This window comes from Pseudomonas sp. SK3(2021) (assembly GCF_016772375.1).
GTDB lineage: Bacteria > Pseudomonadota > Gammaproteobacteria > Pseudomonadales > Pseudomonadaceae > Aquipseudomonas > Aquipseudomonas chlororaphis_I.
Genome location: NZ_CP061943.1, coordinates 2070086 through 2088972 on the forward strand (window position 1 = coordinate 2070086; position 18887 = coordinate 2088972).

Sequence of the window (18887 nt, forward strand, 5' to 3'; positions counted from 1 at the left end):
TTGTGCTTTCTGGCTGTCGGGAAGAGCCAGCGATCATGGCAAACGGCTATTTATCTATATAAACGCGACACGCAAATGTCGCTTATCGGACAGTTCGCCCTCTAACAGTGCGTTTGTCTTACAAATTCGGTAGTCTAGCCGCCTCTTTTGCGTCTGCGTCCCACAAGGAAGCTGCGCGCTAAACGGGTCAGTCCTATACGGACCGACAGCATTTCCCTCACCCATAAGGGAAATCCCTCTCTAAATTCCGATTCAGTAGTGTGGTATTTCCTTAATGAAAGTGTTGAAAGGCCAGGACATTCTGGCACTGGGTTTTATGACCTTTGCCCTGTTCGTCGGGGCCGGCAATATCATCTTCCCGCCTATCGTCGGCTTGCAGTCCGGACCTAACGTCTGGATCGCGGCGCTGGGCTTTCTGATCACCGCCGTGGGCCTTCCGGTGGTGACCGTCGTTGCGCTGGCCAAGGTCGGCGGGGCGATGGACGCGCTGAGCAGCCCGATCGGCAAAATCGCCGGTGGCCTGCTGGCGGCGGTCTGCTACCTGGCGGTCGGCCCGTTGTTCGCGACGCCGCGTACCGCGACCGTGTCCTTCGAAGTGGGCCTGGCGCCCCTGACCGGTGAGAGCCCGCTGGCGCTGTTCCTCTATAGCTCGGCGTATTTCCTGCTGGTGTTTTTCATCTCCCTCTACCCGGGACGCTTGCTGGACACCGTTGGGCGTTTCCTCGCGCCGCTGAAGATCATCGCCCTGACCGTATTGGGCATCGCCGCGTTCGCCTTGCCGGCCGGTGATATCGGTGTTGCGACTCCCGAGTACGTCGCGGCGCCGTTCTCCCAGGGCTTCATCAATGGTTACCTGACCATGGATACCCTGGGCGCACTGGTGTTCGGCATCGTCATCGTCAACGCCATCCGTTCCCGTGGTGTCGAGTCGCCACGCCTGATCACCCGTTACGCGATCATTGCCGGGCTGATTGCCGGCGTCGGCCTGGCGCTGGTGTATGTCAGCCTGTTCCGCCTGGGCTCGGGCAGCCACGAAGTCGCGGTCGGCGCCACCAATGGCGCGGCGGTGCTGCACGCTTATGTGCAACACACCTTCGGCTCCCTGGGCAGCGGCTTCCTGGCCGTGCTGATTTCCCTGGCCTGCCTGGTGACCGCGGTCGGCCTGACCTGTGCCTGCGCCGAGTACTTCAGCCGCGTACTGCCGCTGTCGTACAAGACCCTGGTGATTATCCTGGCGGCGTTCTCGCTGCTGGTGTCCAACCTGGGCCTGACCAAGCTGATCGCTTTCTCCATCCCGGTGCTGACCGCTATCTACCCGCCGTGCATCGCCCTGGTGGCCCTGAGCTTCTGCAAGGACTTCTGGCATGAGCAAGGCCGCATCGTCGGTCCGGTGATGCTGGTGTCCTTCCTGTTCGGCCTGATCGATGCCCTCAAGGGTGCTGGCCTGGCGGACTGGATGCCAACCCAGTTGATGCACCTGCCGTTGAGCGAGCAGGGCCTGGCGTGGCTGGTGCCTTCGGTCATGACCTTGGCGGTCGCGGTGGTCTGCGACCGCCTGCTGGGCAAGCGCAGCGAGGCGATGGCCTAAGCCGCTATCTGCCCGATGCCCGCCACGAGCGGGCACCGAGTCACCATGGAAATGCCCCGTATCCAGCGATACGGGGCATTTTTATGGACGACGGATGGTGTCTTTTTTCCTCGATCAACGTCGAAGCAGTGCCAGTTGTATCCGCACTCTGCCAACGCCTATCCGGGAACCTGCATGTCGTTCGTCGAAGCCAACCTGATCCATCTCAGCGCCGCCCTCTGGTTTGTCATCTGCTGGGGCGGCTATACCCGCTACGCCACGTGGAAGGGCCGCGACACCGCGTGCCTGGCCAGCGTGCTGCACCTGTACCGGGAGGACTGGATGCGCCGCATGCTGCTGCGCGACAACCGCATCGCCGACGCCAGCGTGATCGGCAACCTGGAGCGCAATGCCTCGTTCTTTGCCTCCAGCACCCTGATTATCCTCGCTGGCATCCTCACCGTGCTCGGCGCTTCCGAGCGTGCGGTGTCGCTGCTGGCCGACATTCCCATGGTGCAGCAGGCCTCCCAGGGCATGTCGGAGATCAAGCTGCTGTGCCTGGCCCTGGTGTTCGTCTACGCCTTCTTCACCTTCAGCTGGTGCATGCGCCAGTACAACTTCGCGGCCATCCTCGTCGGCTCGGCACCGATGATCGGTGAGCGGCATGTTTCCGAGCAGGAGCGAAAAGCCTTTGCCTTGCGGGCTGCGCGGGTGATTTCCATGGCCGCCAACCAGTTCAACTTCGGCCTGCGTTCCTATTATTTCGGCATGAGCATGCTGGCCTGGTTCGTCAGTCCCTGGCTGTTCATGCTGATGAGCGCCGGCGTGGTGCTGGTGCTGTACCGCCGGGAGTTTCATTCCGACGTGTTGGACGTGATGGTCTATACCCCTACAGAGGCGCCATTGCCCGAGGTGAACAAGGAGATAGTCTGATGAGTATCGCGTTCTGGTGTGTGTTTATCAGCGCGTTGTTGATTTACGTGGCACGGATGCCGGTGGCCAGGGCCATGAAAGAGCAGGGCGGTTACGACAATCACCTGCCACGCCAGCAACAGGCGCAACTCACGGGGTTCGGCGCCCGGGCGCTGGCGGCGCACCAGAACAGTTTCGAAGCCTTCATGCTGTTCGCGGTCGGGGTCCTGATGGCCCATGTCACCCAGACTCAGGGCTGGTTGATCGACGGCCTGGCGATCGTCTTCGTCATTACGCGGGTTATCTATCTGCTTTGCTATTGGGCGGACCTGGCCTGGCAACGCAGTCTGGTCTGGTTTATCGGTCTGCTCTGTTCATTGTTGCTGATGCTTAGTCCGACTTTTCGCAGCCTGTTGGCTTAGGGTTATTCCAGACAAAATAAAGCCCGCACTAGGCGGGCTTTATTCTTGCTGCACTAAAACCGGATTAGTTGGTTTTAGGAGCGGCTTCCTTGGCTGCTTCTTCAACAGCTGCTTTGCTCGATTCAACCTGATCTTTGGCTGCATCGACGGTTTCTTTTGCGGCTTCGTTCACTTTATCCTGAGCTTCATTCAGTTTCTGTTGAGCTTGCTCAGCCTGTTGGTTGGCATCTTGAGCTTTGTCCTCGGATTTTTTATCGCAGGCAGCGAGACCGAGGGAAGCGGTCAGCATCAGGGCAATAGCTAAAGTCTTACGCATGGGGTGTTTCTCCTTATTGAAGATATCTTCTGGCCTTTCGAGCATGGCTCTACAGGTTAAGTTCCTTGAAAGCTAAAGATATATAAAGTGCCAGCAATATGGAACTTTTACCGGTCTCGTTAACTGAGCGGTTTTGACGTCAACTAGAGAATTGCCTTATGGAGCAAAACCCCGTTTTTGAGCGTGCGACGCGGTTTTTGTCGGCGCTGCGCCATTGCCAGGTATTGGCCATGAGCGTGCACAGCGCTTCAAAAGACGGCATCACCCTGATGCTGCCTTACAGCCCGCAGATAGTCGGCAACCCACAGACCGGAGTGATCCACGGTGGCGCGCTGACCTCGTTGATGGACACCGCTTGCGGCATGGCCACCTTGTGTGTCCTGCCGGAGTTCGAAGTCTGCCCGACCCTGGACCTGCGCATCGATTACATGCACTCGGCAGAGCCGGGCAAAAGCGTGTACGGCTTTGCCCAGTGCTATCGGGTGACCACCGATGTGATTTTTACCCGCGGTTTTGCCTATCAGGACGATCCCGAGCACCCCGTTGCCCATGTGGTGGGCACCTTCATGCGCATGGGCAAGGGCATCAAGGGCAGCAAAGGTTTTGCCGGCGCCATCAAGGGTGAACAGCCATGAGCGACAATTTCCAGGAGCAAGTGCAGCGTGCCCACCAGCAGGGCGATTACGCCGCACTGTTGCAACTGATTCCCTACGCCAGGCTGATCGGCATTGGGTGCTCGCGGCAGGGCAGTGAGTTGCTGTTTCGCCTGCCCGCCAACCGCGACAACATTGGCAATCCGTTGCTGCCGGCCCTGCACGGTGGGGTGATCGCCGGTTTCATGGAACTGGCGGCGGCCCTGCACCTGTTGATTGGCACCGGCTCGCCCGGCGTGCCGAAAATCATCGACTTCTCCCTCGACTACCTGCGTGCCGGGCAATTTCGCGATACCTATGCCAGGTGCCAGGTCTGCCGCCAGGGCCGGCGGGTGGCAAACGTGGCCATCACCGCCTGGCAGAGCAGCGCAGAGGAGCCGATTGCCACCGCCCGAGCACATTTCAAGCTCGAAGAAAGTCCTGGCCCTTGAAATCTCAGGTCTAGCCCCCAACTCTGTGGACATCCCGCCGTAAGCCCTCCGGGCGCGGCTTATGCCATCTGATTGGAGTTTGATGACCATGAGTGTGGAAACTCAAAAGGAAACCCTGGGCTTCCAGACCGAGGTAAAGCAACTGCTGCACCTCATGATCCATTCGCTGTATTCCAACAAGGAAATCTTCCTTCGCGAACTGATCTCGAACGCCTCCGACGCTGTCGACAAATTGCGCTTCGAAGCCCTGTCCAAGCCTGAGTTGCTGGAAGGTGGCGCGGAGCTGAAAATCCGTGTGAGCTTCGACAAGGACGCCAAGACCGTCACCCTCGAAGACAACGGCATCGGCATGAGCCGGGAAGATGTGATCACCCACCTGGGGACCATCGCCAAGTCCGGCACCGCCGACTTCATGAAAAACCTCACGGGCGACCAGAAGAAGGATTCGCACCTGATCGGCCAGTTCGGCGTGGGCTTCTATTCCGCCTTTATCGTCGCCGACAAGGTCGATGTCTTCAGCCGTCGTGCCGGCCTCGCTGCCAGCGAAGGCGTGCACTGGTCCTCCAAGGGCGAGGGTGAGTTCGAAGTCGCGACCATCGACAAGGCCGACCGCGGCACCCGCATCGTCCTGCACTTGAAGTCCGGCGACGACGAGTTCGCCGATGGCTGGCGCCTGCGCAACATCATCAAGAAGTACTCCGACCATATCGCCCTGCCGATCGAGCTGCCGAAAGAGGCCGCTGCCGCTTCGGGTGAAGAGAAACCTGCGCAGGAATGGGAAACCGTCAACCGCGCCAGTGCCCTGTGGACCCGCCCGCGTACCGAGATCAAGGACGAGGAATACCAGGAGTTCTACAAGCACATCGCCCATGACTTCGAGAACCCGCTGAGCTGGAGCCACAACAAGGTCGAAGGCAAGCTGGAATACAGCTCGCTGCTGTACGTGCCGGCCCGTGCGCCATTCGACCTGTACCAGCGCGAAGCGCCGAAAGGCCTGAAGCTGTACGTGCAGCGCGTATTCGTGATGGACCAGGCAGAGTCCTTCCTGCCGCTGTACCTGCGCTTCATCAAGGGTGTGGTCGACTCCAACGACCTGTCGCTGAACGTGTCGCGGGAAATCCTGCAGAAAGACCCGATCATCGATTCCATGAAGTCGGCGCTGACCAAGCGCGTGCTGGACATGCTGGAAAAACTGGCGAAGAACGAGCCTGAGCAATACAAGGGCTTCTGGAAAAACTTCGGCCAGGTGATGAAAGAAGGCCCGGCCGAAGACTTCGCCAACAAGGAAAAGATCGCTGGCCTGCTGCGTTTCGCCTCTACCCAGGGCGACGACGGCGAGCAAGTGGTGTCCCTGGCCGAGTACCTGGCGCGCGCCAAGGAAGGTCAGGACAAGATCTACTACCTCACCGGCGAAACCTACGCGCAGGTCAAGAACAGCCCGCACCTGGAAGTCTTCCGCAAGAAAGGCATCGAAGTGCTGCTGCTGACCGACCGCATCGACGAGTGGCTGATGAGCTACCTGAGCGATTTCGACGGCAAGAGCTTCGTCGACGTGGCGCGGGGTGACCTGGACCTGGGCAACCTGGACTCGGAAGAGGACAAGAAGGCCGCGGAAGAAGTCGCCAAGAGCAAGGAAGGCCTGGTGGAGCGGATCAAGACCGCCCTGGGCGATACCGTCAGCGAAGTGCGGGTTTCCCACCGCCTGACCGACTCCCCGGCGATCCTGGCGATCGGCGAGCAGGACCTGGGCCTGCAGATGCGCCAGATCCTCGAGGCCAGCGGGCAGAAGGTGCCGGATTCCAAGCCGATATTCGAATTCAACCCGGCTCACCCGTTGATCGAGAAACTCGACGGCGAGCAGAGCGACGAGCGCTTCGGCGACCTGTCGCACATCCTCTTCGATCAGGCGGCCCTGGCCGCTGGCGACAGCTTGAAAGACCCGGCCGCTTATGTGCGCCGCCTGAACAAGCTACTGGTTGAACTGTCGGTTTGACTAGGTTGCATAAAAACCCGCTTCGGCGGGTTTTTTCATTCCGGTGTTTTTGAATCAGGAGTCTGAAATGAGCCAAGTCACTGTTCGTTCCCTGGTCTACCAGATTGAGGGGCAATCCTATGAAAGCCGCCTGGCGTTCGATGCCAGCCAGCAGGGCCCGCGTCCGGGGCTGTTGATGGCGCCGAACTGGATGGGCGTCAGCGCCGATGCCGAGAAGATCGCCGAGGCGGTGGCCGCCAAGGGGTATGTGGTGCTGATCGCCGACCTGTACGGGCAAAAGCTCCGCCCGAGCAACGGCGACGAGGCGGGCGCCGCCATGATGCCGCTGAAGAATGACCGGGCCCTGCTGCGCAAGCGCATGCAGGCGGCTTTCGAGGTGCTGCAAAGCCAGCAGGAAGCCGCGGTGGACAAGGCCAGGCTGGCCACCTTCGGTTTCTGCTTCGGCGGTTGCTGCTCCCTGGAGCTGGCGCGCAGCGGTGCGCCGCTGAAAGCCGCGGTGTCCTTCCACGGCACCCTGGATACGCCGAACCCGGCCGACGCCCAGAACATCAAGGGCTCGGTGCTGGTGCTGCACGGTGCTGCCGACCCGCTGGTGCCGAAAGAGCAATTGCCGGCCTTCGAAGCGGAAATGAATGCCGCTGGCGTGGATTGGCAGTTGCTGAGCTACGGCGGCGCGGTGCATTCCTTCACCGATCCGCACGCCAATGTGCCGGGCATGATGATGTACGACGCCAGGACCGCGGGCCGTGCCTTCACCTCGATGCACAACCTGCTGGATGAAGTGTTCAAGGGCTGAGCCCGGGAACCACAAGCCCGCTCGGCGATGCAATGCGGCTCTCAGTGAGCCGCCTTGTACGCCAGGCGGGCTTTTTTGTGCCTGTCAGCCATTCAGATCCGCGTCAGCGCCTGGGCCAGGTCGGCGCGCAGATCCTCCACATCCTCGACCCCCACGGACAAGCGCACCAGAGCATCGCCGATGCCGAGTTGCGCGCGGGTGTCCGCGGGAATGCTGGCGTGGGTCATGATCGCCGGGTGTTCGATCAGGCTTTCCACGCCGCCCAGGCTTTCGGCCAGGGCGAAGATCCGCACGTTCTCGAGAAAACGCTTGGCGCCGGCCAGGTCGCAGTTCAGATCGAGGGAGATCATCCCGCCGAAAGCCTGCATCTGCCGTCGCGCCAGGGCGTGCTGCGGGTGGGACGGCAGGCCCGGGTAGTAGACCCGCGCCACCTGCGGCTGGCGTTCCAGCCATTGCGCCAGCTCCAGGGCGTTGCTGCAGTGGCGTTCCATGCGCAGCGCCAGGGTCTTCACCCCGCGCAGGGTGAGGAAGGCGTCGAACGGCCCGGCGATAGCCCCCACGGCGTTCTGCAGGAAGCCCAGACGCTCGGCCAGGTCGGGGTTCTGCCCGACCACCGCGATACCGCCGATCACGTCGGAATGGCCGTTGAGGTACTTGGTCGTCGAGTGCAGCACGATGTCGAAGCCCAGCTCCAGCGGGCGCTGGATCCACGGGCTGGCAAAGGTGTTGTCGGCGACGCAGATGATGCCCCGCGCGCGGCAGATGCGCGCGATGGCGGCGAGGTCGGTGAGGCGCAGCAGGGGATTGCTCGGGGTCTCGACCATCACCATCCGCGTGTCGTCCTGCAACGCCGCTTCGAAGGCCGAGAGGTCGGACAGGTCGACGAAGCTGAAGCGATGCCCGGCGCTGCGCCGGCGCACCCGTTCGAACAGGCGGAAGGTGCCGCCATACAGGTCATTGCCGGAAACGATATGCGCGCCGGCGTCGAGCAGTTCGAGCACGCTGGAAATCGCCGCCAGCCCGGAGGCGAAGGCGAAGGCCTGGGTGCCGCCCTCGAGGTCCGCCACGCAGCGCTCCAGCGCCCAGCGCGTGGGGTTGTGCGAGCGCCCGTAGTCCAGGCCCTTGTGCACCCCAGGGCTCTGCTGGGCATAGGTGGAGTTGGCGTAGATCGGCGGCATCAGCGCCCCGGTGGAAGGGTCCGGCGTCTGCCCCGCATGGATTACCCGGGTAGCGAAGGCACGCGGCGCGCCGGTTTCATCCTGTTGACTCATGTTAGCGATCTCCGTAAGTGATTGAGCATGTCGACCCGGGTAATCAAGCCGTGGAAGCCCGAGGCGTCGGCGATGATCGCCACGAAGCCACGGTCGAGTTCCGCCTCCAGTTCGGCCAGGCTGGCACTGGGAGGCAGGGTTTCCAGCTGATCGCTCATGGCGCTGGCCACGGTCTGGCGAAAGTGCGAAGCGTCTTCGTGCACGCCCAGCAGGATGTCCGACTCGTCGATCACCCCGACCAGCCGCTGCCCGTCCACCAGCACCGGCAGTTGCGACACGTCGGCCAGGCGCATGCGCTGGAAGGCCGTGAGCAGGGTGTCCTCCGGCCCCACGCTGATCACCCGGCCGTCCTCGAAGCGCCGCGCGATCAGGTCGCGCAGGTCGCCGTAGCGCTTGCGCGCAAGCAGGCCCTGATCGTTCATCCATTGGTCGTTATAGATCTTCGACAGGTAGCGGGTGCCGGTGTCGCAGACGAAGCTGACCACTCGCTTCGGCTCGGTCTGCTCGCGGCAGTAGCGCAGGGCCGCGGCCAGCAGGGTGCCGGTCGAAGAGCCGCCGAGAATGCCCTCGGCGCGCAGCAGTTGGCGGGCGTGCTCGAAGCTTTCCTCGTCGCTGATGGAGTAGGCCTTGCGCACGCTGGAAAGGTCGGCAATGGACGGAATGAAGTCTTCACCGATGCCTTCCACCGCCCAGGAGCCAGGCGTATCCAGGGTGCCGCTGCGGCTGTATTCGGCCATCACCGAGCCCACCGGGTCGGCCAGCACCATCTCCAGGTCCGGCTGCACCCGGCGGAAGAACCGGGTCAGCCCGGTCAGGGTGCCGGCCGAACCGACGCCGACCACGATGGCGTCCACATCATGTTGGGTCTGCGCCCAGATTTCCGGCGCGGTGCTGCATTCGTGGGCCAGCGGGTTGGCCGGGTTGTTGAATTGATCGGCGAAGAAGGCGTCGGGAATCTCCTTGGTCAGTCGCGCGGCCATATCCTGGTAGTAGTCAGGATGGCCCTTGCCGACATCGGAGCGGGTGATGTGCACTTCGGCGCCCATCGCCTTGAGGTGCAGGACCTTCTCGGTGGACATCTTGTCCGGCACCACCAGGACCACCCGGTAGCCCTTGGCGCGGCCGACCAGGGCCAGGCCGAGGCCGGTGTTGCCGGCGGTGGCCTCGACTATGGTGCCACCGGGTCGCAGGCGGCCGTCGCGCTCGGCGGCGTCGATCATCGCCAGGCCGATGCGGTCCTTGATCGAACCTCCGGGGTTTTGCGATTCAAGCTTGAGAAACAACGTACAGGGGCCGGTATCGAAACGGCTGACACGCACCAGCGGCGTGTTGCCGATCAGTTCGAGCACGGCAGGACGGGAGTCGTTTGGCATGTCGTCACCTCGCTGCGCAAAGTTGCGCTGGATGGACAGCGACCCACGGCGAATCATCGCGCGGCGGTCGCAGGCTATGCATCGCTTGGACCATAGGCCGGGATCCGGCTACCCGCAACCGCTCGCGCCGGCCGGTACCTGGTTGCGCAATCTGGTGGCGGTGGAGCCTGGGCTGGTACTTGATCTGCCCAGGCTACCGAACGCCGGTACTACAGGGGTGACGGCGAGCCTTTGCCCTTGGGCAGTTCGATTCGTTCGCTTTCTCCCGGCACCGTCGGCCAGTCGCCGGCGGCCCAACGCTGGCGGGCTTCATCGATACGGGCCGGGTCGCTGGAGACGAAGTTCCAGTTGATCCGCCGTGGACCGTCCAGCGGCGCGCCGCCGAACAACACGGCGTGGCAGTCGCTGTCGGCGAACAGGGTCGGGGTGGTGCCGGCCGGCAGGATCACCAGCGCATGCGGCTCGACGGGCTCGCCGTCCAGCTGGGCATCGCCTTCGAGCACGTACAGGGCGCGCTCCTCGTGTTCGGCGGGGATCAGCAGGGTGGTCGCGGTCTGCAGCTGTATTTCGGCATACAGGGTCGGGGAGAGCACCGGGACCGGTGATTCCAGGCAGAAACCGTTGCCGGCGATCATGCGGATCCTGACCCCGAGGTTGTCGCTGACCGGCAGGGTCGCGGCCGGGTGATGGCTGTAGTGCCCCGGGCCTTGTTCATGGGCCTTGGGGGAGGCCAGCCAGACCTGCAGGCCGTGCATGCTGAAGTCGCTGTCGATCAGTGCCTGCGGGGTGCGTTCGACGTGGGCGATGGCGCTGCCGGCGGTCATCCAGCTGACATCCCCCGGGTTCACCACCTGGTCGGAACCGAGGCTGTCCTTGTGCTGGACCTGCCCCTGGAACAGGTAGGTCAGGGTCGACAGGCCGATATGCGGATGCTGGCGGATATTCATGCCCTTGCCCGCGGGGTAGCGGGTTTGCAGCATGTGATCGAAAAACACGAAGGGCCCCACGCTGCGGCATTGGGCCGAGGGCAGCGGACGCAGGATGGGTTGGCCTTCGACGTCCTCGGCGCGAGGGCGAATCACGAGCGGTGTGTTCATGGTGCATTCCAGGCTGATCGGGTTATGCCCGGGAGCATAACCCGCTTGTGCAACCCTTGGCGCTATTGGCTGAAGGCGCCTTCGGACAGGTGGGTCTCGATGCTCACCTCGGCGGTGGTCATCAGCTTGTGCACCGGGCAGCGGTCGGCGACGCGATGCAGTTCTTCACGCTGGGCGTCGGTCAGTACGCCTTTGAGGGTCAACTTGACGTGCAGCGCGTATTTGCCTTTCTGCTCCTGGCTGTTGTCGTGCTTGACCTCGACCGTGACGCCGGTGAGCGGAATCTCTTTTTTCTGCGCGTACAGCTTGAGGGTCAGGGCCTTGCAGGCGCCCAGCGCGGCATCGAAAAAGTCGTGGGGTTCCGGCGCGGAACCTTCGCCCCCCAGGGTCTTGGGCAGGTCGGCGAACAATTGGTGGTCATCGATCTGGATACTGTGGCGGAAACCTTCGCTGGATTCGGTGTTGACGGTGATAGTCATGACGGACCTCGGGCAGTGAGCAGTCGTTGAAAGGTGGTGCAGTTATAGAGCATTACGCTGGTTGTGCGTTGCCCTTTTTCTGAACCGTCGCATCCGGGGATGGGTCTATCCAGCGTCGATCGACAGATGAACGGGGCGTGCCCCGGACGGAGTGGGTAAAGCTGGTGGAGCGCTTTCCCGAGCGGTTCATGCTGGGTTCGGACGTTGTCGGGCGATTCAACAAGCTGGGGCGGGAAATGCGCAGCTTCGAGCCCTTTCTCGATGCCTTGCCGGAGGACGTGGCGCGCAAGGTGGCCCGGGACAACTTCCTCGCTGTGCTGCCGCGCGCTCGTTGATCCTGGGTGGCTCCAGTGCGCGGGTGTGCCAAGGCGCTGGCGATGCAGGTTTGTCATCAGCCTGTCATGCCTGCGTCATAGGCTCGCGCCATCTCAATCAAGGAGCGCGATATGCACCTCACCCGTTCAAGCGCATTGGTGGCGCTGATGATGTTCAGTGGCCTTGCCAGTGCTGAAGTCCGTGTCGAAGGCCCGGTGGAATATGGTGTGTTCGAGGGGCCGAAGGCCGCGTTGCAGTCGGGCGAGCGGGTGCTGCGGCGCAGCAACGAGAACATCGAGCAGACCGAGATCGTGCCTGCGCGGCTGGGCACCAAGTTCGGCCTGCGTTATCAGCTGGCCGGCAAGGTGGCCGAGGATGTACCGCTGACTCTGCTGTATTTCACACCGGGTATCCGTACCCCGGATGGCCAGCGTCACGACAAGCTCGAAGTGACCCAGAAACTGGTGCCGGGCGCGCCGCAGGACATCATGGCCTACGAGTTCACCGAGAGTCATGAAGTGATCCCCGGCGAGTGGCGTTTCATGGTATTCCAGGGTGACCGTTTGTTGCTCCAGCAGCGTTTTACCGTACGCTGAATCGTTTGCGCCCAGGCATCGGAGTGCTTGGGCGTTTTGATATCACGTTTTCGTCTTAAGCAAATTTTCCGCGACCCGATACTTTCAACAGCAGCCCGCTGCATGGCGAATGCAGCGCTTTTGGAAGGAACCGGAGAATGAGCATCAGAAGTCTCAACATTGCACCGCGCGCGGGCCTGGGCTTCGGCCTGCTGGCGTTGATGGTGTTCGGCCTGGGGGCGTTCGCGCTGCTGCAGATGTCGAACATGCGCGCGCAGTCCGACGAGGTCGACAACAACTGGTTGCCCAGTGTGATGTCGGTGGGCGAAATGAATCAGGACCTGCTGCGGGTCCGCGCGCTGACCATGCGCTTGCTGCTCAACCGCAACCCCCAGGCCCTGGCGCAGAACGAAAGCAAACTCAATGAGATCAAGCGCGGCATGACCGTGGCCCAGGAGCGCTATAACGCGCTGATTGTGCTGCCGGAAGAGCGTGTGCTGTTCGATCGCTACAAAGCCGCCGAGAAGCGCTACCTCGAGCATCAGAACCAGGTGATGGCGCTGTCGCAGCAGGGGCGGGTCGAGGATGCGGTCGCGGTGGTCAATGGCGAGATGAGCCAGCTGGCGGATGAGCTGGCGGGCACCCTCAATGAGCTGGTGGCCCTGAACCGGCACAACGCCAACCTGGCCACCGAGCTGGCCAGGGCGGTGTTCAGCAACGCCAAGGTCTGGGTAGTCGTGATGATCGTGGTGGCTGGCCTGATGACCATTGTCCTGGCCCTGTTGCTGACCCGCAGTATCGTGCTGCCGCTCTCGCAATCGCTGAGCGTGGCCGAGGTGGTGGCCGGCGGCGACCTGACCGAGGACATCCGCATCAGCGGCAAGGATGAGCCGGCGCGCCTGCTGCAGGCGCTCAAGGCCATGCAGCACAGCCTGCGGGAGACCATCCGGCGCATCTCCGACTCTTCCAGCCAGCTGGCTTCCGCTTCGGAGGAGCTCAGTTGCGTGACCGAGGACGCCACTCGCGGCTTGCACCAGCAGAGCCAGGAAATCGAACAGGCGGCGACGGCGGTGAACCAGATGACCGCCGCGGTGGAGGAGGTGGCCAGCAATGCCGTGGCGACGTCCGAGGCTTCCCGCCAGTCCGACCTGATTGCCCAGCATGGACGTGAGCAGGTACGGCAGACGGTGCAGTCCATCGAGTCCCTGGCCGGCGACGTGACCGCCAACGCCTCCCAGGTCGAAGAGTTGGCGCAGAAGGTCTATGGCATCAGCAAGGTGTTGGATGTGATTCGCTCGGTGGCCGAGCAGACCAACCTGCTGGCCCTGAATGCCGCCATCGAGGCGGCGCGGGCCGGGGATGCCGGCCGCGGGTTCGCGGTGGTGGCCGACGAGGTGCGGGCACTGGCTCATCGCACCCAGCAATCGACCCAGGAGATCGAACAGATGATCGGCGGTATTCAGCAGGGCACCGAGCAGGCTGTCAGCTCCATGCAGCAAAGCAACAGCCGGGCCCGTTCGACCCTGGAGCTGGCCAAGGCGGCGGGGGCGGCGCTGGAGGAAATCGCCGGGGCGATCACCCTGATCAACGAGCGCAACACGGTGATCGCCAGCGCTTCGGAGGAACAGGCGGCGGTGGCCAGGGAGGTGGATCGCAACCTGATGAACATCCGCGACCTGGCCATGCAGACCTCGGCCGGGGCCAACCAGACCAGCGCCGCGAGCCAGGAGCTGTCACGGCTGGCGGTGGACTTGAACACCCTGGTGGCGCGTTTCTCGGTGTAGGGGCTTCGGGAAAACAGTCGCCCAATAAAAAACGCCCCGAACCAGTCGGGGCGTTTTTCATGTGGCGAAGCGGTGGGGCTTACTTGCCCTGCCAGCGCTTCAGGACCAGGGTGGCGTTGGTGCCGCCGAAGCCGAAGCTGTTGCTCATCACGGTGTTGATGGTGGCGTCTTCGCGAGTCTGGGTCAGGATCGGCATGTCGGCCACTTCCGGATCCAGCTCTTCGATGTTGGCCGAGCCGGCCATGAAGTTGCCTTCCATCATCAGCAGGCAGTAGATCGCTTCGTGAACGCCGGCGGCGCCCAGGGAGTGACCCGACAGGCTCTTGGTGGAGCTGATGGCCGGAGCCTTGTCGCCGAACACTTCACGCACGCCCTTCATTTCCGCAACGTCGCCGACCGGAGTCGAGGTGCCATGGGTGTTCAGGTAGTCGATCGGGGCGTCGACGGTGGACATGGCCATCTGCATGCAACGGATTGCACCTTCGCCGCTTGGCGCCACCATGTCGTAGCCGTCGGACGTCGCGCCGTAGCCAACGATTTCGGCGTAGATCTTCGCGCCGCGGGCCAGGGCGTGTTCCAGCTCCTCGACCACCACCATGCCGCCACCGCCAGCGATGACAAAACCGTCACGCTTGGCGTCGTAGGCGCGGGAAGCCTTGTCCGGGGTTTCGTTGTACTGGCTGGACAGGGCACCCATGGCGTCGAACAGGAACGACTGGCTCCAGTGTTCTTCTTCACCGCCGCCGGCGAACACGATGTCCTGCTTGCCCATCTGGATCTGTTCCATGGCGGTACCGATGCAGTGAGCACTGGTGGCGCAGGCAGACGCGATGGAGTAGTTCAGGCCCTTGATCTTGAACGGAGTGGCCAGGCAGGCGGAAACGGTGCTGCTCATGGTCCGCGTGACACGGTATGGGCCAACGCGCTTGACGCCTTTCTCGCGCAGGATGTCCAGCGCTTCCATCTGGTTCAGGGTCGAGGCGCCGCCGGAGCCGGCGATCAGACCGGTACGCGGGTTGGAAACCTGCTCTTCGGTCAGGCCCGAATCGGCGATGGCGTCTTTCATGGCCAGGTAGGCGTAAGCCGCCGCATGGCCGACGAAGCGATAGACCTTGCGATCGATCAGCTCTTCGAGATTGAGGTCAATGGAGCCGGAAACCTGGCTACGCAGACCCATTTCGGCATATTCCGGGTTGAAGCGGATGCCAGGGCGACTTGCACGCAGGTTAGCGGAGACGGTCTCTTTGTCATTGCCCAGGCACGAAACGATGCCCAGACCAGTGATAACGACGCGGCGCATGCGGATAACCCTTAGAAGTTGTCAGTGGAGGTGAAAACGCCGACCCGGAGGCCTTCGGCGGTGTAGATTTCGCGGCCGTCGACGCTGACCGAGCCATCGGCGATGGCCATGTTCAGCTTGCCCTTGAGGACGCGCTTGATATGGATGTTATAGGTGACCTTCTTGGCGGTCGGCAGCACCTGACCAAAGAACTTCACTTCGCCCGAACCCAGGGCGCGACCGCGGCCCGGCAGGCCTTGCCAGCCCAGGAAGAAACCGACCAGTTGCCACATGGCGTCGAGGCCCAGGCAGCCCGGCATCACCGGATCGCCTTCGAAGTGGCAGGCGAAGAACCACAGGTCCTTGGTGATATCCAGCTCGGCGACCAATTCACCTTTGCCGTACTTGCCACCCTCTTGGCTGATATGAGTGATGCGATCCACCATCAGCATGTTCGGGGCGGGCAGTTGCGCGTTACCTGGGCCGAACAGCTCACCGCGACTGCAGCGCAGCAGATCTTCCCGAGTAAAGGCGTTTTGTTTGGTCATGCGAGCTCCTCAATAGTCCCATGCGGCAGGGTGGGGCAAATCTTCCCGGCCGATCGAAGCGTTCATGCCTCGAGCCGGCAGCCTACTCATAGACTATTGCGTTGTGGTGAAAGTCACAGCACAAGGGACATGAATGTACACTTGTGCACTGAAATTATTATACAGGCCCTGTGAGGGGCCTGTTCGGGTGCCTAAGACTGCCGCACTTTCGCCCTTCACGCCAGTCGCAGATGGTCGATAAATGGCCGCTACTGCACCCAACGTTGGAGAATTTGCTGCAGATCCGTGCGTTTGAACGGCTTGGCCAGGTAATCGTTCATTCCCGCCGACAAGCAGGCTTCGCGGTCGCCCTGCAAGGCGTTGGCGGTCAAGGCGATGATCGGCAGGTCGGCGCATCCGGGCAGTTGGCGGATCTGCCGGGTGGCCTCGTAACCGTCGATCAGCGGCAGTCGGCAATCCATCAGGATCGCCTCGAAAATCAGGCTTTCGGCGCTGCGAATGGCCTGGGCGCCGTCGGTGGCGATGCTGACCGTGAAGCCCAGGCTGCGCAGCATGGCCTGGATCACGGTCTGGTTGACCGGGTTGTCTTCCACCAGCAGCACGTTGCGTCCTTCGCCATGGGCATGCCCGCTGTGCACTCGCGGCGCCAGCACCGGCAGGCTTTGCTGGTACAGCGCCAGCGGGATCTCCAGGGTGAACACCGAGCCGCGACCTTCCTCGCTCTGCGCGCGCAGGGTGCCGCCCATGCGTTCGGCCAGGGTGCGGGCGATCGGCAGCCCCAGGCCGGTGCCGCCATAACGCCGGGAAATCGAACTGTCGGCCTGCTGGAAGGCGTTGAACATCAGTTCCAGGCTTTGCGGGCTGATGCCGATCCCGCTGTCGCGCACGCTACAGGTGAACCACAGCAGTTCATGGTCCAGGGCCTGCCATTGCGGCTCGATGGTGACGCTGCCTTGTTCGGTGAACTTCAAGGCGTTGCCGATCAGGTTCACCAGGATCTGTCGGATGCGCGTCGGGTCGCCCTTGACTTGCAGCGATTCCATGCCGGGCGGCAGCCGCAGCTGCAGGTCCAGCCCGCGCTGCGCGGCGCTGTGCTGGAAGGCCTGGGCCGAGCTGCCGATGAGTTCGGCGAGGTTGAACGGGATGTGCTCCAGCTCCAGGGCCGAACGCTCGATGCGCGAGAAGTCGAGGATGTCGTTGATCACCTTGAGCAGGTGCTCGGTGGACTCGGAGGCCAGCGCCGCGTACTCGTGCTGCTCATCGGTCATTTCCGTGGTTTCGAGCAGTTGCAGCATGCCCAGCACGCCGTTCATGGGGGTGCGCAGTTCATGGCTCATCATCGCCAGGAAGTCCGACTTGGCGTTGTTGGCCCGCTCCGCTTCTTCGCGGGTCTGGATCAATTGCGCCATGGCCTGGTGCTGCTCGCGGCTGGCCTGCTCGAGGCCGGCGGCCAGGTTATTGATATGCCGTGAAAGATCGCCCAGCTCGGCATCGTCGACGATCGGCAGCGGAGTCTTGAAGTCACCCTGTTGAATGGCCTTGACCGCGGTACCCATGGCGCTGATCGGCTGCGACAGGCTGGCCGCCAGGCGGCGGGCCAGGAGGAAGGTGAACAACAGGGCGAACAGCGCGAGGATGCCAGCCTTGAGCAGGATCTCCTGCTGGCGCTGGCTGAAGGCGTCGTTGGACATGCCGACGATCACCCGCCCCAGGTAGTCCTCGTTCGGGCTCACGCTGGCGCTCGGGTCGTCCTGGAAAAAGTCGTTGCTGAGCTGGATGCGTTGCAGGCGCACCGGGGCCTGGAACACTTCCACCTGCTGGGAACGGTTGTGGGTCTCCGAAGGCTGCTCGACGTACACCAGGATCTTGTTGCGGCTGTCCTGGACTTCGAGAAAGCGCACATGGGGCGTGGCCAGGGTGGCCTTGAGCAGGCTCTCGAGGCCTTCGCTGTTGCCCGAGATCACCCCGTACTCGGTGGCCGGCGCCAGCTGGTTGGCGATCAACTGGCCGGTGTGGTTGAGCTCCTGGCGCAGATCCTGGATCCGCACGAAGGTAAAGAAGCTGATCAGCAGCAGGGTCAGCAGCAGCGCCGGGCCGAGGCAGATGATCTGGGTGCGGGTACTGATGTCCCAACGGCGACGGAAGGTCATGGGCGTTTTTCTCCTTCGGCCAGCTGGGTCGCCACCGATTGCTCGTCAATCGGTTCGACACCCAGGGAGCGTGCCACTTGCGGGTTGCTCAACACCTTGAACGGTTGCGGATACAGGGTACGCGGCCAGTGGGTCGTGGGCCGGTCCAGCAAATCGTCGAGCACCTGCAACCAGTCGTCCTGGTCGCTGTAGGTGCTGGCCAGGCTGCCGGCCTTGACGAAGCCGGCATTGGGGCCGATCAGCGCCAGCTGCCGGGCATAGCTGCTCAATAACAGGTTCTTCGCGGTTTTCGGGTTGTACAGCTGTGGGTCGTCCAGCCCCAGCAGGACGTCGCTGCTTTTCAGCAGGCTTTGCAGCGGGCGACTGTCATTAGTGTCGTCCCAGCGCTCGGCGACGATTTCCAGCCCCAGGGGATGGGCGGCCTGGTGCAGTTCCTTGAGCAGGAATTCACTGTCGGCGCCGTAGAGCACGCCGATCCGCCGGGCCTGGGGGAGAATCTTGCGGATCAACTGCAATTGCCGAGCCAGCGGCGGGTCGCTCCATAACAGGCTCAGCCGGGGCGAGGCCGTTGCCCCAAGGCGCTGCTGGGCCTGGATCCGGCCGATGCGCAGCACCAGGGTGGCCGGGCCCTGGGTTTCCTGCTGGCGCCACTCCAGGCTGGCCGGGTCGAGCAGGATCAGCCGGGTCCCTGCTGGCAATTGACCGGGGGCAGGCAGGTTGGCCAGGAGTTCGAAGCGCACTTCGTCCTGTGGCCGCTGTTGCGCCAGTGCCTGGGCGAAGGCCCGCACGCCGGTGCTGTCTTCGGCGCCGGTCAGCAACACCTGGGCCGCCCATGCCGGGAGTGCACCCCAGAGGCAACAGAACAGCAGCAGGCGAACCCGGAAGCGGCTCAAGGCAAGCGTCGTCCCTGACTGACGGTGGCTCAT

Annotated in this window: 18 protein-coding genes and 2 pseudogenes; 11 read left to right on the top strand and 9 right to left on the bottom strand. The window is 62.9% G+C overall.

The window, feature by feature from the left end:
• Window positions 1-274: 274 nt before the first annotated feature.
• From brnQ to IF690_RS09400, 3 genes are all read left to right on the top strand, one after another.
• Complete coding sequence (gene brnQ / locus IF690_RS09390) at window positions 275-1588, top strand: branched-chain amino acid transport system II carrier protein (protein ID WP_202699855.1); 1314 nt, start codon at window positions 275-277, stop codon at window positions 1586-1588.
• A 174-nt stretch (window positions 1589-1762) separates the two neighbouring features.
• On the top strand, window positions 1763-2500 hold the full coding sequence (locus IF690_RS09395) for a DUF599 domain-containing protein (protein ID WP_202699856.1): 738 nt from the start codon (window positions 1763-1765) through the stop codon (window positions 2498-2500).
• Window positions 2500-2901 (top strand): MAPEG family protein, encoded by a 402-nt coding sequence (locus IF690_RS09400; RefSeq protein ID WP_023968368.1) that lies wholly within the window; start codon window positions 2500-2502, stop codon window positions 2899-2901. The genes IF690_RS09395 and IF690_RS09400 overlap by 1 nt, the downstream gene beginning before the upstream one ends.
• A gap of 64 nt (window positions 2902-2965) precedes the next feature.
• On the opposite strand, the gene IF690_RS09405 is transcribed toward IF690_RS09400, so the two are convergent.
• On the bottom strand, window positions 2966-3217 hold the full coding sequence (locus tag IF690_RS09405; RefSeq protein WP_023968369.1) for a hypothetical protein: 252 nt from the start codon (window positions 3215-3217) through the stop codon (window positions 2966-2968).
• Window positions 3218-3375: 158 nt separating this feature from the next.
• Between IF690_RS09405 and IF690_RS09410 the strand changes: the two genes are divergently transcribed.
• The 4 genes from IF690_RS09410 to IF690_RS09425 all read left to right on the top strand — a co-directional run bounded on the left by IF690_RS09410 (window position 3376) and on the right by IF690_RS09425 (window position 7090).
• Window positions 3376-3852 carry a PaaI family thioesterase gene (locus tag IF690_RS09410; protein WP_023968370.1) on the top strand — a complete coding sequence of 159 codons (477 nt, stop codon included), beginning with the start codon at window positions 3376-3378 and terminating at the stop codon, window positions 3850-3852.
• Window positions 3849-4301: a PaaI family thioesterase gene (locus tag IF690_RS09415; protein ID WP_202699857.1), complete on the top strand. Its 453-nt coding sequence runs from the start codon at window positions 3849-3851 to the stop codon at window positions 4299-4301. Before IF690_RS09410 ends, IF690_RS09415 begins: the two co-directional genes overlap by 4 nt.
• An 88-nt stretch (window positions 4302-4389) precedes the next feature.
• On the top strand, window positions 4390-6294 hold the full coding sequence (htpG, locus tag IF690_RS09420) for a molecular chaperone HtpG (RefSeq protein ID WP_202699858.1): 1905 nt from the start codon (window positions 4390-4392) through the stop codon (window positions 6292-6294).
• Window positions 6295-6361: 67 nt separating this feature from the next.
• Window positions 6362-7090, top strand: coding sequence for a dienelactone hydrolase family protein (locus IF690_RS09425; protein ID WP_202699859.1), 729 nt, complete (start codon window positions 6362-6364; stop codon window positions 7088-7090).
• A gap of 92 nt (window positions 7091-7182) precedes the next feature.
• Here the strand turns inward: IF690_RS09425 and IF690_RS09430 are convergent, their stop codons facing one another.
• The 4 genes from IF690_RS09430 to IF690_RS09445 form a co-directional block, all read right to left on the bottom strand.
• Window positions 7183-8361 (bottom strand): trans-sulfuration enzyme family protein, encoded by a 1179-nt coding sequence (locus IF690_RS09430; protein ID WP_202699860.1) that lies wholly within the window; start codon window positions 8359-8361, stop codon window positions 7183-7185.
• Entirely contained in the window at window positions 8358-9734 is a 1377-nt protein-coding gene (locus tag IF690_RS09435) for a pyridoxal-phosphate dependent enzyme (protein WP_202699861.1), read from the bottom strand. Before IF690_RS09435 ends, IF690_RS09430 begins: the two co-directional genes overlap by 4 nt.
• Before the next feature lie 209 nt (window positions 9735-9943).
• Window positions 9944-10831: a pirin family protein gene (locus IF690_RS09440; RefSeq protein ID WP_202699862.1), complete on the bottom strand. Its 888-nt coding sequence runs from the start codon at window positions 10829-10831 to the stop codon at window positions 9944-9946.
• Between the two features lie 62 nt (window positions 10832-10893).
• On the bottom strand, window positions 10894-11310 hold the full coding sequence (locus tag IF690_RS09445; protein WP_007931549.1) for an OsmC family protein: 417 nt from the start codon (window positions 11308-11310) through the stop codon (window positions 10894-10896).
• 125 nt (window positions 11311-11435) lie between these two features.
• Between IF690_RS09445 and IF690_RS09450 the strand changes: the two are divergent.
• The 4 genes and pseudogenes from IF690_RS09450 to IF690_RS29275 form a co-directional block, all read left to right on the top strand.
• Window positions 11436-11645: pseudogene (locus IF690_RS09450) on the top strand (amidohydrolase family protein); the annotation flags it as partial.
• Between the two features lie 111 nt (window positions 11646-11756).
• Entirely contained in the window at window positions 11757-12221 is a 465-nt protein-coding gene (locus tag IF690_RS09455) for a DUF3859 domain-containing protein (RefSeq protein WP_202699863.1), read from the top strand.
• Window positions 12222-12358: 137 nt separating this feature from the next.
• Window positions 12359-13129, top strand: a pseudogene (locus IF690_RS29270) (MCP four helix bundle domain-containing protein); the annotation flags it as partial.
• Window positions 13121-13984, top strand: coding sequence for a methyl-accepting chemotaxis protein (locus IF690_RS29275; RefSeq protein ID WP_502710177.1), 864 nt, complete (start codon window positions 13121-13123; stop codon window positions 13982-13984). The pseudogene IF690_RS29270 and the gene IF690_RS29275, both read left to right, overlap by 9 nt.
• A 79-nt stretch (window positions 13985-14063) precedes the next feature.
• On the opposite strand, the gene fabB is transcribed toward IF690_RS29275, so the two are convergent.
• The 4 genes from fabB to IF690_RS09480 form a co-directional block, all read right to left on the bottom strand.
• A complete protein-coding gene (gene fabB, locus IF690_RS09465) occupies window positions 14064-15284 on the bottom strand; it encodes a beta-ketoacyl-ACP synthase I (RefSeq protein ID WP_202699865.1) in 1221 nt (406 codons plus the stop codon).
• Window positions 15285-15295: 11 nt separating this feature from the next.
• Window positions 15296-15811, bottom strand: coding sequence for a 3-hydroxyacyl-[acyl-carrier-protein] dehydratase FabA (gene fabA, locus IF690_RS09470; RefSeq protein ID WP_202699866.1), 516 nt, complete (start codon window positions 15809-15811; stop codon window positions 15296-15298).
• Between the two features lie 248 nt (window positions 15812-16059).
• Complete coding sequence (locus IF690_RS09475) at window positions 16060-17961, bottom strand: ATP-binding protein (RefSeq protein WP_202699867.1); 1902 nt, start codon at window positions 17959-17961, stop codon at window positions 16060-16062.
• Window positions 17958-18887: an ABC transporter substrate-binding protein gene (locus tag IF690_RS09480; protein ID WP_202699868.1), complete on the bottom strand. Its 930-nt coding sequence runs from the start codon at window positions 18885-18887 to the stop codon at window positions 17958-17960. Before IF690_RS09480 ends, IF690_RS09475 begins: the two co-directional genes overlap by 4 nt.

Bases quoted from the DNA above. Each gene is read 5' to 3' on its own strand.
- IF690_RS09480 (WP_202699868.1), bottom strand. From the start codon at position 18,887: ATGAGCCACCGTCAGTCAGGGACGACGCTTGCCTTGAGCCGCTTCCGG.
- IF690_RS09455 (WP_202699863.1), top strand. From the start codon at position 11,757: ATGCACCTCACCCGTTCAAGCGCATTGGTGGCGCTGATGATGTTCAGT.
- IF690_RS09405 (WP_023968369.1), bottom strand. From the start codon at position 3,217: ATGCGTAAGACTTTAGCTATTGCCCTGATGCTGACCGCTTCCCTCGGT.
- IF690_RS09395 (WP_202699856.1), top strand. From the start codon at position 1,763: ATGTCGTTCGTCGAAGCCAACCTGATCCATCTCAGCGCCGCCCTCTGG.
- IF690_RS09425 (WP_202699859.1), top strand. From the start codon at position 6,362: ATGAGCCAAGTCACTGTTCGTTCCCTGGTCTACCAGATTGAGGGGCAA.
- IF690_RS09400 (WP_023968368.1), top strand. From the start codon at position 2,500: ATGAGTATCGCGTTCTGGTGTGTGTTTATCAGCGCGTTGTTGATTTAC.
- fabA (WP_202699866.1), bottom strand. From the start codon at position 15,811: ATGACCAAACAAAACGCCTTTACTCGGGAAGATCTGCTGCGCTGCAGT.
- IF690_RS29275 (WP_502710177.1), top strand. From the start codon at position 13,121: ATGCAGCACAGCCTGCGGGAGACCATCCGGCGCATCTCCGACTCTTCC.
- IF690_RS09475 (WP_202699867.1), bottom strand. From the start codon at position 17,961: ATGACCTTCCGTCGCCGTTGGGACATCAGTACCCGCACCCAGATCATC.
- htpG (WP_202699858.1), top strand. From the start codon at position 4,390: ATGAGTGTGGAAACTCAAAAGGAAACCCTGGGCTTCCAGACCGAGGTA.
- IF690_RS09445 (WP_007931549.1), bottom strand. From the start codon at position 11,310: ATGACTATCACCGTCAACACCGAATCCAGCGAAGGTTTCCGCCACAGT.
- IF690_RS09435 (WP_202699861.1), bottom strand. From the start codon at position 9,734: ATGCCAAACGACTCCCGTCCTGCCGTGCTCGAACTGATCGGCAACACG.
- IF690_RS09415 (WP_202699857.1), top strand. From the start codon at position 3,849: ATGAGCGACAATTTCCAGGAGCAAGTGCAGCGTGCCCACCAGCAGGGC.
- IF690_RS09410 (WP_023968370.1), top strand. From the start codon at position 3,376: ATGGAGCAAAACCCCGTTTTTGAGCGTGCGACGCGGTTTTTGTCGGCG.
- fabB (WP_202699865.1), bottom strand. From the start codon at position 15,284: ATGCGCCGCGTCGTTATCACTGGTCTGGGCATCGTTTCGTGCCTGGGC.
- IF690_RS09440 (WP_202699862.1), bottom strand. From the start codon at position 10,831: ATGAACACACCGCTCGTGATTCGCCCTCGCGCCGAGGACGTCGAAGGC.
- IF690_RS09430 (WP_202699860.1), bottom strand. From the start codon at position 8,361: ATGAGTCAACAGGATGAAACCGGCGCGCCGCGTGCCTTCGCTACCCGG.
- brnQ (WP_202699855.1), top strand. From the start codon at position 275: ATGAAAGTGTTGAAAGGCCAGGACATTCTGGCACTGGGTTTTATGACC.